The 13378-nt window shown below is 61.2% G+C and carries 10 protein-coding genes and 1 pseudogene; 4 read left to right on the top strand and 7 right to left on the bottom strand.

Annotated elements, in window-relative coordinates:
• Window positions 1-7 precede the first annotated feature (7 nt).
• The 4 genes from ACH79_RS20870 to ACH79_RS20855 form a co-directional block, all read right to left on the bottom strand.
• A complete protein-coding gene (locus tag ACH79_RS20870; RefSeq protein WP_202639283.1) occupies window positions 8-2176 on the bottom strand; it encodes a type I secretion system permease/ATPase in 2169 nt (722 codons plus the stop codon).
• A 48-nt stretch (window positions 2177-2224) separates the two neighbouring features.
• On the bottom strand, window positions 2225-4153 hold the full coding sequence (locus ACH79_RS20865; RefSeq protein WP_161852661.1) for a hypothetical protein: 1929 nt from the start codon (window positions 4151-4153) through the stop codon (window positions 2225-2227).
• Between the two features lie 136 nt (window positions 4154-4289).
• Window positions 4290-5099, bottom strand: a complete 810-nt coding sequence (locus tag ACH79_RS20860; RefSeq protein WP_161852660.1) for a hypothetical protein — start codon at window positions 5097-5099, stop codon at window positions 4290-4292.
• 296 nt (window positions 5100-5395) lie between these two features.
• Window positions 5396-5947, bottom strand: coding sequence for a hypothetical protein (locus tag ACH79_RS20855; RefSeq protein WP_371419438.1), 552 nt, complete (start codon window positions 5945-5947; stop codon window positions 5396-5398).
• Between the two features lie 368 nt (window positions 5948-6315).
• Here ACH79_RS20855 and ACH79_RS20850 point away from each other — a divergent pair, with 368 nt between their 5' ends.
• Both ACH79_RS20850 and ACH79_RS20845 read left to right on the top strand, forming a co-directional pair.
• Window positions 6316-7164, top strand: a complete 849-nt coding sequence (locus tag ACH79_RS20850) for a response regulator transcription factor (protein WP_246738620.1) — start codon at window positions 6316-6318, stop codon at window positions 7162-7164.
• Window positions 7165-7684: 520 nt separating this feature from the next.
• Window positions 7685-8880: pseudogene (locus ACH79_RS20845) on the top strand (acetyl-CoA C-acyltransferase).
• Between the two features lie 54 nt (window positions 8881-8934).
• On the opposite strand, the gene ACH79_RS20840 reads toward ACH79_RS20845, so the two are convergent.
• Window positions 8935-9855 carry an RNA polymerase factor sigma-32 gene (locus tag ACH79_RS20840; RefSeq protein ID WP_161852658.1) on the bottom strand — a complete coding sequence of 307 codons (921 nt, stop codon included), beginning with the start codon at window positions 9853-9855 and terminating at the stop codon, window positions 8935-8937.
• Window positions 9856-10285: 430 nt separating this feature from the next.
• Between ACH79_RS20840 and ACH79_RS20835 the strand changes: the two genes are divergently transcribed.
• The gene (locus ACH79_RS20835; protein ID WP_161852657.1) at window positions 10286-10579 is read left to right on the top strand and encodes a hypothetical protein; all 294 of its coding nucleotides are present in this window, start codon (window positions 10286-10288) and stop codon (window positions 10577-10579) included.
• A gap of 18 nt (window positions 10580-10597) precedes the next feature.
• On the opposite strand, the gene ACH79_RS20830 is transcribed toward ACH79_RS20835, so the two are convergent.
• On the bottom strand, window positions 10598-11962 hold the full coding sequence (locus ACH79_RS20830) for a HAMP domain-containing sensor histidine kinase (protein WP_161852656.1): 1365 nt from the start codon (window positions 11960-11962) through the stop codon (window positions 10598-10600).
• Between the two features lie 79 nt (window positions 11963-12041).
• Entirely contained in the window at window positions 12042-12719 is a 678-nt protein-coding gene (locus tag ACH79_RS20825; protein WP_161852655.1) for a response regulator transcription factor, read from the bottom strand.
• Between the two features lie 404 nt (window positions 12720-13123).
• Between ACH79_RS20825 and ACH79_RS20820 the strand changes: the two genes are divergently transcribed.
• Window positions 13124-13354 carry a hypothetical protein gene (locus tag ACH79_RS20820; protein ID WP_161852654.1) on the top strand — a complete coding sequence of 77 codons (231 nt, stop codon included), beginning with the start codon at window positions 13124-13126 and terminating at the stop codon, window positions 13352-13354.
• The last annotated feature ends 24 nt before the right edge of the window (window positions 13355-13378 follow it).

Here is a 13378-nt window from a genome sequence, read left to right as displayed (position 1 = left end):
GACGCCTTCAATTCAACGATGGCGGATTATCCGGTCCCATCGGGGTGTTGTTCGGCTTGCGTCCGGCAATCATCGGAATGATCTCGTCACGGCTGCCGAAAGCCTGCACCGCGCCCTGGTGCAGGATCATGATCTTGTCGACGCTCATCAGCAGGGCCGCGCGCTGGGTGATCGTCACCACCGTGATCTGTTTTTCCTTGGCACGTACCAGCGCCTTGGCGAGCGCCCGCTCACCATTGGCATCCAGATTCGAGTTGGGCTCGTCGAGTACGATCAGACGCGGATTGCCGTAGAACGCGCGGGCCAATCCGATCCGTTGCCGTTGGCCGCCCGACAGCGGACTTCCATCCATCCCGACGATGGTCTCATAGCCCTGGGCGAAGCTCGAGATCATCTCATGCACATCGGCGGTCTCGGCGGCATCGAACACATCCTCGTCACGTGCGTCGTCGCGCATCCGGCCGATGTTGGCCTTGATGGTGGCCGGGAACAATTGCACATCCTGCGGCAGGTAGCCGACGCTCTCGCCAAACTGGCGCGGATCCCAGTTGCGCAGATCCATCATGTCCAGTCTGACACTGCCGGCTGTCGGAATGATGGATCCGACCAGCATGCGGGCCAACATGGTTTTCCCGGTGCCGGAGTCTCCGACGATGGCAAGCGATTCCCCCGGCTTCAACTGAAAGCTGATCCCGTTCAGGATCACCTTCTTGTTCGGTGGCGGCACGTAAAGAATGCGCTCGACGTTGAGATATCCCGCGGGACGCGGCAGGCGGAGCCGCTCCAAGTTGAGCGGCGAGTTCAAGAGCAGCGCCCTGATGCGGGCATAGGCCGAACGTGCCTGTACGAAGCTGCGCCAGCCTTCGATGGTACCTTCCAGCGGCGCCAATGCGCGGCTCGCCACGATCGAGGCCGCAATCACCATGCCGCTGGTGATATGGGCCTCCAGCGCCAGCCACGCGCCCCAACCCAGGATGGCGATCTGGGTGCACAGCCGCAGGAACTTCGACACCCCCGTCATCAGGATGTTGCGATCCTGTCCGATCACCTGTGCCTTTAGCGACTCCACGGTTTCGCGGCCCCATACCTGGACGCCTTCCGGGATCATGCCCATCGCATTGATGACCTGGGCATTGCGGGCCATCGATTCCGCCGTCAGGTTGGCCCTGGCGCCATAGTTGTTGGCCTGGTTGAACGGGGCCGCTGTGACGCGCTGGTTCAACAGCGCCACGATAACCAGCGCGACGCCTGAGCCCAGCACGATGAATCCGAGATGCGGATGGATCAGAAACACGACAGCGAAATAGACCGGCGCGACCGGCGTATCGAACATCGTCAGCAATACCGGACCGGTAATAAACGCGCGGAGGTGCTGCAGGTCGGCCAGCGTCTGGAATTCGCGGCTGGATCCACTCTGCGCGGATTTGGCAGCAGCGCTCAGCACGGGTCCGCCCAATTTAGCTTCGGTCTCGACCGCAACCCGCATCAGGATGATGCGTCGCATCATGTCCATCAGCACATGGGCCCCGATCGCGATGACCACGATGATCGTCAGCATCACCAGCGTGTCCGTGCTGCGGCTGGTCAGCACGCGATCGGACATGTTGAACAGGTAGATCGGAATGGCGAGCACCAGCAGGTTGACCGCAACCGAGAACAACCCGACGGTCACCAGGTTACGGCGGGCGTTCGCCAGACCGCTGCCGAGCACGTCCCTGAATTCATTGTCGCTGGAACGCCTATGCAGGGGCGGCGAGTTACTACCCCCGCCTCCACCGCCGCCGCCTCCGCGGCCTGAAGAGCCGCCACCGTCCTTGTCACCTCCGGTGCGCAGTGGAGGAGCCGGAACCGTCTGCTCGATCACAACGGTGGATCCCGGCGGCGGGGTCTTGGCTTCCGTCTTGGCCTCAACCTTGGCTTCAGTTTTCGCGTCAGGCTTGGCTTGGGTCTCGGCCACAACCCGCAGGGATGGCTCGGCGGTCTTGGCTACGGTCCTGGCTTCGGCCGCGCCACTGTTCTCGTCGGCGAATTTGACGAGCGATTCTTCGGCGCGCGAAGGCGGTGGATCAAACCACGGGCGGAGCGGAATTATCTTGGCCGTGCTCGCCGTTGCTTCGTCATACTGAATCAGGCGCGAACTCCCCGCACCGCCTGGACGATCATCCCAGCCCCACATTTGAAAACTCTCCTGCAACTGCAATAGGGAAAATACCTGCAATAGCGGCTAATGCAGCACGCTCGCCATCGGGTCTGCCTGCACCGAATTAGCAATCGCTGCCGGCGGCGGGCTCGTCGTGTCCTGAGGGTGGTCATCGACGAAAGCAATGAGTTCAGTCACTAAGGCGTTGGTATCGGCGTTGACGGTGTTATCCGAAGCTGTCGGCACCAGATCGGCCTGCACCAAAATGGAATCGGTGTAGATCTGGCCTCCGACGTAAGTTGCATCAGGATTGACGTCCACGACCGCCGCGTCGTTGACCAGTTCGTTGCCGCCTGTGGTGACCGACTGCGTCACGGCTCCGTCCGGATCAAGCGCCATCAGATCGGCCAACGGCTGGTTCTGGAGCTGATACATCACGTCAACGTCGGAGGTGATGTTGGTCTGCCAGACCGCATTGATGTCGTAATAGTCTCCAGTGATGTAGAGCACCTTCAGGGGGCCACCATGGCCGATGAGGGCGCCGGCCAGTTCGGGATCGAGCGATGTCAAGCCGGCGGCCAGCAAGCTTTGGATCAGCTCGAGGTTGGCGGGCAGCTCGTCGAAGGTATCCCCGCCATAGTTCGCAACCGCGGCTTCGTTCAACAGGCTGTTGTTACCTGAACTCGCTGATTGAGACGGGTCAGCACCGTCGGCCGCCATCTTGATCTTGTCGTTGTCCAGCAAGATGTTGTTTTGAAAGATGACGTTCAGGCCGTGATAGCTGCCCTTGATGATGATCAGGTCGTATTCGACGCTGCCGTCAAGGATCTGGGCCAAGTTGCCCTGGGTATTGTAACCACCGACGAGATTGTAGTGGGAACTGCTGCTGACCTGCGTTGCCACATCGTTGTCGGAGAGATAGTTGACCTGAGCCACCGCATGAACGCTGTAGAAGTCGCCGTCGACCACATCGACGATCCAGTTCGGGCCGGCAAATTGGGCCGGGAAGCCGACGTAGATGCTGGGGTTCTGAAGAAAATCGGCGATGTTGGTCGCGACGTTCTCATCGCTGGTTGATGATGGCTCGCGGTCCCCGCCCGATACGCGGACCCGGTCATCGTCCATAATGGTGTTGGTCTGGAAGATGGCATTGGTCTTGAAGTAATCTCCCATCACCACCATGGTGCGGGCGGACTCGCCGATATCGACGATCAGCGCGGCGTTGATGCTGAAGTTGTTGCCCAGCGAGGCCCATTGGCCGATTCCGTGTCCGGTATCGGGCAATTCTGGCGCATCAGCTGGCGGCGACGGTTCTATTGGGCGTTCCTGCAGCTCGCCGTTGACGTAGTAGCCAGGCGTCACAGAGTTTGCATCCGGCTCGCCGTCGGCCCAGGCCGCGTCGCGGGCGACTAGGAAATCCGTAACGCCGCCGTCGGTCTTCGGCATCTGCCACTCGGCGGGAAGCTCGGCGTTCGCATCGGCCGCCAACTGCTCGATGGTGGCCATCGCATCGCTGTTGAGGCTTGTGATCAGAGGTTCAACAACGGTCCGTAGATCCGTGGGCAGATTGACGTCGTCATCATGCATGAAGTTGTACTGATGAACCGTCAGTTGGGTTTCCGGGCCACCGTCCTGGTATTTTACCTTGACGTGAAAGTCGGGGCTGCCGCCTCCGCCACCGCCGCCCAGCGGTTTCGGCGGCGGTACGCTCGGCGCCGGCGAACGCGGAAAGAGATCGGAATCGTCTTCCTCTGAACTACGGAGCTTGAGTGCGCGCCCTCTGACGAAATGGATCGGATCGTCCGGCATCAGCTCCGGCACCGGGCCGGCCGCGGTCTCCAAATCCTCAGGCACGACGCGATAATCGTAGTTCGGCCGAAGCGTGGTGTAATCGCCGGCCGGACGGGGAGCGAGACTTTCGTCATACTGGACGCGGTCGCGGGCGATATCGTGGAAGATCTGCAGATATCCTGCGAAGTGGGAAATTATTTCGACAAAACTCGCTGACGCCATGGGAACCTCCCCGGTCGCCGTAGACTGTCAAGGCCGCGGTACGGCCCTCAGTCCTCATCGGCAACGCAGCGACTGAAATGAAATGACTGGCAAAAAAGACCCGCGCGGCTAACGCCGCGCGGATCGAACGCAAAAACTAGCCTATATCGTTATCAGTCAGAGCGTCACCGGCAGCCTGAATGGTGATGCTGTTGAACTGGATGTTCGCACCCTGCGTGATGTTCTGATCGAAGGCAGACTGGTTGAGAACCGCATCGGCACTGGACGAAACGTTTGCACGATCGCCAATGTCCCCGGCGTCGATCCTGGACGTCCCGCCCTCGATCTTGGCGTCCATGCTGAAGCTGGCACCCGGCTCACACCACGATCCACCGTTGCCGCCATAGTACGTGGCATACGAGCTGTTGGTGTCGTTATCGACCAGGTTGTTGACCTGATCAATATTGAACTGGTTGCCGTCGTTCATCGTCTGGGTCACGACGTCAGGCATGACGACAGAACCGTGCGTGTCGAAGTCGTAGAGAGCGATGACCGGGGTGCTCAGGCCGCTTGTGTCCACGTCGACATCCACATCGACATCAACGTCTACCTTGGTCTCGACGGTGTTTTCGATCTTGTTTTCGATGTTGTTGTCGATCTTGTTGTCGACATCGTTGTCGAGATCGTTATCTACCTTGTTGTCGAGCTTGTTGTCGACGGTATTCTCGTTCTTGTTTTCATTCTCATTCTTGTTGTCGTTGTCGTTGTCGTTCTCGTTCTCGCTCTTGGAATCCAACGACTGAACGGCGAACTGCAATTGGCCCTGACCCTGGCCTTGACCCTGGCCTTGGCCCTGCAACTGAGCCTGGAGGTTGGCTTGCGCCTGCAACTGGTCTTGCTTCTGGTCCTGGTCCTGATCCTGGTCCTGGTTGTTCCTGGGGTCGTACTTCTTCTTTGGGCTACCCATGACGAGCTCCTGAGGTTGGAGCATCGCGAGCGGAACGAGATCGCTGATCTTCTAAGTCTGCGGTCTGCGAAGCGCGGCGCTGCTCTGCAATGTCGGTTCTTCCGACTGCCGGCACCGCGTGATTGCGGATGCCAGCCCTGTCAGTTTGCCGACACACCCTCGCCGACAACATGCATGCATTCGATCTGACGTTGTATCTTGCGATATCAACCATCGACACACGTCACGTTCAGGAGATTCGAGAATGCCGATGAGACCACGACGACGGCACAAAGTTCCGTTGTCGCCGGATAGCGTCAGGCCACCTTGGTAGGAAGGTCTTTCTGCTGCTCGCCGCCGCAGACATGCGCTTCGAGGCGCGGAAGAAGATCCCAGATGTCGCGATTGATCTTCGTCATCTCGGTGGTTGTCCGCAGCATCTCCTGCAGCCGGCTTTCATCCAACGCCTTTATCTCTCCGAATCTCAGGCTGGACTTGGTTTCCGTCAATCGCATCGACTGAGTGTGGGTGATGGCGCCTGTGGAATCGAAGATGAACATGCAATGATTCAGTTCATTGCGAACCCGGGTGGATTCGGAAAAGCGTTCGACAAGCGCAGTCAGACTCCTGGCGAGCGCCTTGTCGGTTACTCTGATCTTGGCCAACCGCTGGATCAGATCGAGTCTCGCACGGGTGGTGTTCAGCGTGGCGAACACGACGGCGGCCGAAGCTTCATCTGTTCGCAACAGGATCATCAGGACGTAGATGAAGAGACTTTCGTTGTTCGACCAGCTGCAGATGAGGTTGCCCATTAAGGCGTGAACGAATGTGCGACGATCCGCGGAAGCCGGGGCAGCGGCCGCCAGCACTTCGAAATCCGGCTTTGGGGGCAGCTTGCTGACAAACATCGTATGCGTCCGCGACGTGCAAGGCCGAGAGGATACTATCGTATCTGCTTGGCCACCGCGGATGTACATATCGAAAGATATAATAGCGAAGGTTGTGGCGCGTGATTTTTAAAATCGAGGAATGAAAAACGCACTTTAATGACCCAGTTTTGACGACATCTCGTCACACTCCTCCTTCTTGGCATCCCTTCCGTATAGGAGTAAACTTTTTCTGAACAATTTTGACGCTAAGTGAACTAATTAATAGCGACCAGCGCGATTTGAAAAGAATCTATCGATAGCATCACAAAGTCCGGGGGCGCGTTATGTCAGTCCCACCTAAGAAGACGGTGTTTATTGTAGACGCAATGGCTTTTCGACGAGCTCGAGCAGAGAGCTTTTTGAGTCCTTGGGCCAGGAACGAACAGGTTGAGCTGATTTCGCTCGGTCCTAAAGAGGCGCACATCAAGCTCGTCGAGCGCAGCGACTGCGACATGCTGATCTACAGCGTCGGCGCCCCCTCCGCGCTTGAGGTATTCAACGAGATCCAGGTGCTGCATATGCTGCGCCGGGAGGCTGCGCTGGCAATCGTCTCCGACGACGAAAATCCTGCAACCATCATCTCAGCGATCCGTTCGGGAGCCAGGGGCTACTTCAGCAATTCGATGCCTCCGGATCTTGCACTGCAAGCGCTTTCATTCGTTCTGCGCGGTGGAACCTATTTTCCTCCTGCCGTCATCATGGCCGGTCGCGCATTCGGCGGAACGTCGCCGATAGAATTCGGGCGGCCGGATTTGGCTCCGGAGCAGACGGTTCCGGACCCTGAGCAACAAAATCAGGCGCCGATGGGCCCGGATGGCGGGCTTTACGAGCCACAAGGCGCCCTTTTTGATGGGAAGTCCCCCGGTATCCAGCGTGGCAATGGCTCCGAGAGTGCTCGGCCTGCGCCCGAGTTTACCGAGCGGCAGTATGCGGTTCTCGCCTGCCTGTGCCAGGGTGATCCCAACAAGGTTATCGGTCGCAAGCTCGGAATGACCGAGACAACCGTGAAAGTCCATGTCCGGGAAATCATGCGCAAGCTTGGCGTGTGCAACCGCACGCAAGTCGCCATCGCCGCCGGCCGCAGCGTCGGCTCCGACGGCGTCGACCTCGTCCCCTCGGACTCGCCGCCTATGGTCAAATCCTCCGTTCCCCATTAGCGATTCATGTCCCGCGTTGCGGACGCACCATTGCATCGGCAAGGCTTTGCGAACGCTATTGGACCAGGGACGTCTTTCGCTCCGAAAGCGTCCCCGGCCACAGGGGGCTGTTCCGGGGTCGCCTTCGGAGGTGGGGCTGGCATTCACCGAAGTTCAGAGACTTCTTCTTGCAGGGCAAAGCATAGCATCGATCGGGTTCCCGCACTGAATGCCATCGGCGCAGGCACGGGATCATTGGTGTTAATCCTTTCGACGCCGCGAGGCTCAGCGTCCGATCGGAGAGAGCCAACGCGCCCGCCAGCGTTTACCGCCACTAGCGTGTGCCGCTGAGGCGATAGCGCACGGCGACGGCGCGGCAACCTCTCAGGACCGAAAACGGCCGTTCGGCCGCATTCTCCAAGAAATATTCAAGGAACTTTCCAGATGGATCGTGGCCCCTGCGATGGCGGCGCCTCTTTGCAATGCCGCAATATATGATTATCATCATATAACAATCCGTGCACGAACAGGAGAACCTATCATGTCCGCAGCCGCTGATCCCGTCGTCATCCTTTCTGCCGCCCGCACGCCGCTTGGCCGCTTCATGGGCGAACTGTCTCCCTTCAGCGCGCACAAGCTCGGGGCTCACGTGATCGGCGCGGCGCTGGAGCGGGCTCAACTCGCGCCGTAACGCATTGACGAGATCTTCATGGGCAATGTGCTGCCGGCCGGACAGGGCCAGGCACCGGCACGACAGGCCGCGCGCGGCGCCGGACTACCGGACGCCACCGGCGCCACCACCGTCAATAAGGTGTGTGGCTCCGGCATGAAGGCGACCATGCTAGCCCACGACATCATCAACGCCGGCTCCGCCGCCATCGTGCTGTCCGGCGGCATAGAGAGCATGTCGAACGCGCCCTATCTCCTCGCGAAGGCGCGCGGCGGCTACCGCGCCGGCCATGACCGGATCATCGATCACATGATGATGGACGGGCTGGAAGACGCCTATGAGACCGGCCGCTCGATGGGCGATTTTGGCGAGGCTACCGCGGAGCCTATCAATTCACCCGCAAGGACCAGGACGCTTACGCGATCGAGACGCTGACCCGTGCGCGCAAGGCGGTGGAGAGCGGCGCGTTCAGGGCCGAGATCGCGCCGATTACGCTATCCGAGAAAGCCGGTCCGCGCGTCATCGCCAGTGACGAGCATCCGCTCAAGGTGGACCCTTCCAAGATTCCCGGATTGAAGCCGGCGTTCCGCGCAGGCGGCACCATCACGCCGGCCGCCTCCTCCGCCAATGCCGACGGCGCCGCTGCCCTCATCCTGGCCAAGCTCTCGCTCGCCGATCGCGAGGGCTTGCCGATGCTGGCCGAGATCAAGGGCCACGCCACCCACAGCCAGGAACCGCAATGGTTCACCGCCGCGCCGATCCCCGCGATCCGCAAGCTGCTCGACAAGGTCGGCTGGTCGGTCTCCGACGTCGATCTGTTCGAGATCAACGAAGCCTTCGCCGTGGTAGCGATGGCGGCACAGAAGGATCTCGGCATCCCCCGGGAGAAGCTCAACGTCAATGGCGGCGCCTGCGCGCTCGGTCATCCGATCGGCGCCACCGGCGCACGCTTGATCGTGACGCTGCTGCATGCGCTGGAGGCGCAGAACCTCAAACGCGGCGTGGCCGCGCTGTGTATCGGCGGCGGTGAAGCGACCGCCATCGCCGTCGAGCGCATGATGCGCTGATCGGGCGATCTGAAGGAAGCGAGCGGCGCGAACGCCGTCGCTCGCTTCTTCCATTTAAGCCGCCATCTTCCCCGCCGGGAGGGAGGCGGCTTTCAAATGCCTGGTCGCCGCGCGCCTGACCTTTTCGAAGGCCAGCGTTTCGATCTGGCGGACGCGCTCGCCGGAGATCGACAGCTCGCGCCCGAGGTCCTCCAGGCTCGGCGGATTCTCGCTCATCCGCCGCGCTTCGAACACGCGGCGCTCCCGCGCGGTCAGCACGTCGAGGGCTGAATGGAGCGCCCTGGTCCGTTGCGTGCTTTCATCCTGATCGGTGACGATTGCCTCGGCATCCGGCGACTGATCAACCAGCATCGCCTCCCATTCGGCCGGTCCGTCGTCGCCGATCGGCACATTCAGCGAGAGGTCTCCGGTCAAACGGCTGTTCATCTCGATCACTTCGCGAACGGGGACGGCGAGCTCGCGGGCGACGGCCTCGGCCACTTCCTGCGTGAGCCCTTCTCTATCGCCTCCGAACTTGCGCATGGCGCGCTTCAGGCCAAAGAACAGCTTTCGCTGGGCGGCCGTCGTCCCGATCTTGACCAGCGACCGCGACCGCAGAATGTAATCGTGGATGGCAGCCTTGATCCACCACAGCGCATAGCTGGAAAACCGGGCGCCACGTCCGGGCTCGAAATGCGAGGCCGCGATGACGAGGCCGAGATTGGCCTCGCCGATCAGATCGGCGAGCGGAAGGTCGTATCTCTGGTAGCGGCGCGCGACCTTCGCCGCCAGCCGGAGATGGCTGGTGACGAGTGCGTCAGTAGCTGCGCGGTCGCGATGCTCCTGCCAGCGGCGGGCAAGCTGCTGCTCCCGCGCCGGTTCGAGCAGAGCGTATCGCTTGATGAGAGATGCATATTCATCGACGAGGTCTCGCGATCTGTCCGCGGTCAGCATCTCCCGCCTGTCTGACATCAACGTTGTGCTGTGGGCGTTCATGGGTGGCTCCAATCCATCAGGTCCGGCGCGCAGACCCTAGGAGAAGACACCGCAACGCAGCCATTAAATTGGAATTGAGGAATCTAAATTCGCTGTTAGCGTCCGCAAACGCTTCGATCCCGGTCTCAAGATCGCGCGATCGTGTTGTGGGCGAGATCGCAAAACATCGATCGGTGAGCCTTCCCTCGCACCCGCACGAGTTCGACCGCCGCTTCCCCGTGCGAACCTTTGCTCGCGGCACTGATCAATTCAGCTTTGTAAAACGCAATTTAGTGGGCCGACGTCGCGCACGTCCTACATCTCCACATGCATCCGCTGAGCGATGCAGCTTCAAGCGAGCAGTTCGCGTTCGGAAGAAGGCGCCCGTTGCGGCGCACGGCCGCGCTTGCGCGGCCAGGCGAACGCTCGCATCGACATGTGGAGAAGAACAATGACCTCGATCAAGACAATCGCCGTCGCAGGATTGCTGTCGATGCTGGCAGCGGCACCGGCCCTCGCGCAAGAAGCCATCCAGGAGCCGGGTGCTTTTGCATTCTATTACCCGAATCTGGACGTGCTGAATGGCGGTGCGCCTACGCCGGCTTACAGAATGGAAGGACTGCCGCCTTCCGTGATGCAGGCCTATAACGAAAGGGAAAGCGGCATGACCGGCCCCACTGTCTGGCATCATCGGCAGGTCCACCACGCATCCCGCGCCGAACATGACGACCGCCGCCATGGGTGATGGTGGCGGGCAGCTATCCTATGTCTGACCGCCCTGCTCATCGGGGCAAACGATCTCCACCCGGCCTCCCGGGCCGGCGTGGATGATCAGGCGAAATCCGTGCAGCTTTACGATCGCCGAAACCAGGTTGAGGCCAAGGCCGACACCGGGCGTGTTGCGGATCTTGTCCGAGCGATAGAACCGGCGCAGCACGGCTTCGTGCTCGTGCTCGCTGATCCCCGGACCCGTATCCCTCACCCGCAGAATGGTTTCCCCTTCGCCGCGCAGCAGGTCAAGCTCGACGCTTCCGTTCCGGGGCGTGAATTTGATGGCATTGTCGACGAGGTTGGCGACTGCCTCCAGCAGCAAGTCCCGGTCGCCGCGCACGGAAAGCGCGGCTGGTATGTTCGCGCTGAGCGCAATCTGCTTGTCTTCGGCGATCGGCTCGTACATGTCGCAGACTTCGCGCAGCATCTCGCCGAGCGCAACGTCACCGAATGCGGATGACCGGCGGCTGTTCTCGATCTCGGCGAGTCGCAGCAACGCCGTGACGATCGACAGCGACTGGTCGATGCCGGCGATAGCCTTGTCGGCGGCCTGCTGGAGCTGCTCCAGGGTGGTCGCGTTGGTACGGCCGCGCTCGAGCGTCAGGCGTGCGCGCGTCAGCGGCGTTCGCAGATCGTGGGCGATGTCGTTGCCGACGCCGGCCAGCGCGTTGATCGTCGTCTCCAGCTCGTCGAGCATGCCGTTGACGATGCCGGCGAGCCGCGAGAACGGCTCATCGATGTTCCGGTGCGGCAGCCGCTCGCGCAGATCTCCGGCGATGATGCGCTGGACCCGCAGATTGACCTCCTCGACGCGCCTGCGGGCGCGCGCACTGAGCCAGGCGCCGGCCAGTAACCACAGACAGAATGCAGGCAACAGGCCGAGCGCGAGCGCAGCTCCGACGACCCTGAAGACCTCAGCTGTTTCATCGACATTTCGCCCGATCACCAATATGTCGCCGTTATCGAGCCGCCGCGCGACGGTTCTAACCGATGTTGCGCCGACCTCCTTGTTATCGAGACGTGTCAGCGGCACGCTCCGAGCCGGTGCGCCGATCTCGAGTCCGTCCGGCAGGGCCGCGATGTTGCCGGCAAGCCGGTTCCTCCCGGCATCGAATATGCCCGAGAACTGGACGCCGCGCGAATCCTGCTCAAGACGATCGTCGAGCGCACTGATCATGCGCTCGCGCGGCAATCCGGCGAAGAAGCCCGCTTGTGTCGTGATCATGTTGTCGGAACGTGCGATCAGGTAGTCGTCGATCCTGAAGTAGATGAACCCGAACAGTATGATGACGAAGATTGCGAATAGGCCCGCCAGCGCCGCGGTCCAGTGAAACGTCTTCGAGCGGATGAACTGCAACTGAAACTTCCCGAGCCTGCCGTCCGATTACCTTGCCGGCCCGACGGCGCGGGCATCCGGCAAGGTCGCCAAAAATCAGTCAGGGCACGGCGCGCAGAATGAACCCGGCACCGCGGACATTGTGGATCATCGGGATGTCGCCCGGACCGTCGACCTTGTGCCGCACGCGGCCCATGTGGACGTCGACCAGGTTGGTGGCCGGAACGAATTTGTAGTTCCAGACCTCCTCGAGCAGCATCGCACGCGTCAAGAGCTGGTCGCTCCGCCGCATCATGTATTCGAGCAGGCGAAACTCGCGCGGCAAGAGGTCGATCTTGCGCTCGCCGCGCTTTGCCGTGCGCTCGATCAGGTCGAGCTCGAGCTGGCCGACACGCAGTTTGGTCTCGCGCGTTTCCGGCGGGCGACGCAGCAATGCCTCTATTCGCGCGACCAATTCGACGATCGCAAACGGCTTGGTGAGATAGTCATCGCCCCCCATCCGCAATCCGCGCACACGGTCATCGACCGCGCCAAGCGCGCTCAGCACCAGGACCGGGGTGCGCACCTGATCCTTTCGCAAGGATTCTATGACGGTAAGGCCGTCCATCCCCGGCAGCAGGCGGTCGACGATCATGGCATCCGGCCGCAAGTCGCGCGCCTTGGCAAGACCGTCCAATCCGTCGGACGACCATTCGACCTCAAAGCCGCGATCGGCAAGCTCGGCGGTGATTTCCCCGGCCGTCTCGTCGTCATCCTCTATGAGAAGAACCTTCGTCATCTGATCGGTCCGATTTGCCATCAAGATACCCTCTCGCCGTCAGGTGGCAATGGCGACGTTCACACGCCGCATCGTTCATGGAGCCGGACGGCGCTGCCATCCCTTCCGGAATCGGGCGGGCGCCATCCGCCCGGCGGCCGTTCCGCCGCCTCGGTACGAGCACAGCGGGCCCGTGCCAGACAGTTAGCCCTCGCCAGCGCGTCGCGCCAATAAATAGCAATTTAATGAACCGGCGGGCCTGCATTGCCCGATCCGGCCGACGCGATTTTGGCAAATCGTGGCCCGCATTGCCGTCACGCCGAGTTGAAAGCGCGTGAAGCGATATTCCTTTGGACGAGGACGGACCAGCCGCACGTCAGAGGAAGAAGCCAGCCCGGCTTCCCCTCACCGAATGGAGAATACCCATGCGCAAAGTGAAACTCCTGTCGGCTGCGTTACTCGCCGCAGCCACCTTTGCTACTCCGGCGCTCGCCGCCACACACACCTCGCGGCATGTCGTAACCAACGACAATACGAATATGGCGTCCGTCATGCGTTCGGCCGATCGCGATAGCTGCATCCGCGCCCCAGACGTCGGCGCCTATGCCACTCAACCGTGGACCGTGCCGCCTTGTGAGCCCAACACGGGTTACTGATCCGCGCGCTGCGATGTGACGACA

This window comes from Bradyrhizobium sp. CCBAU 051011, from assembly GCF_009930815.1.
GTDB lineage: Bacteria > Pseudomonadota > Alphaproteobacteria > Rhizobiales > Xanthobacteraceae > Bradyrhizobium.
The sequence above is the reverse complement of the archived record's forward strand: the minus strand, read 5'-3'. Positions and strand labels throughout refer to the sequence as shown.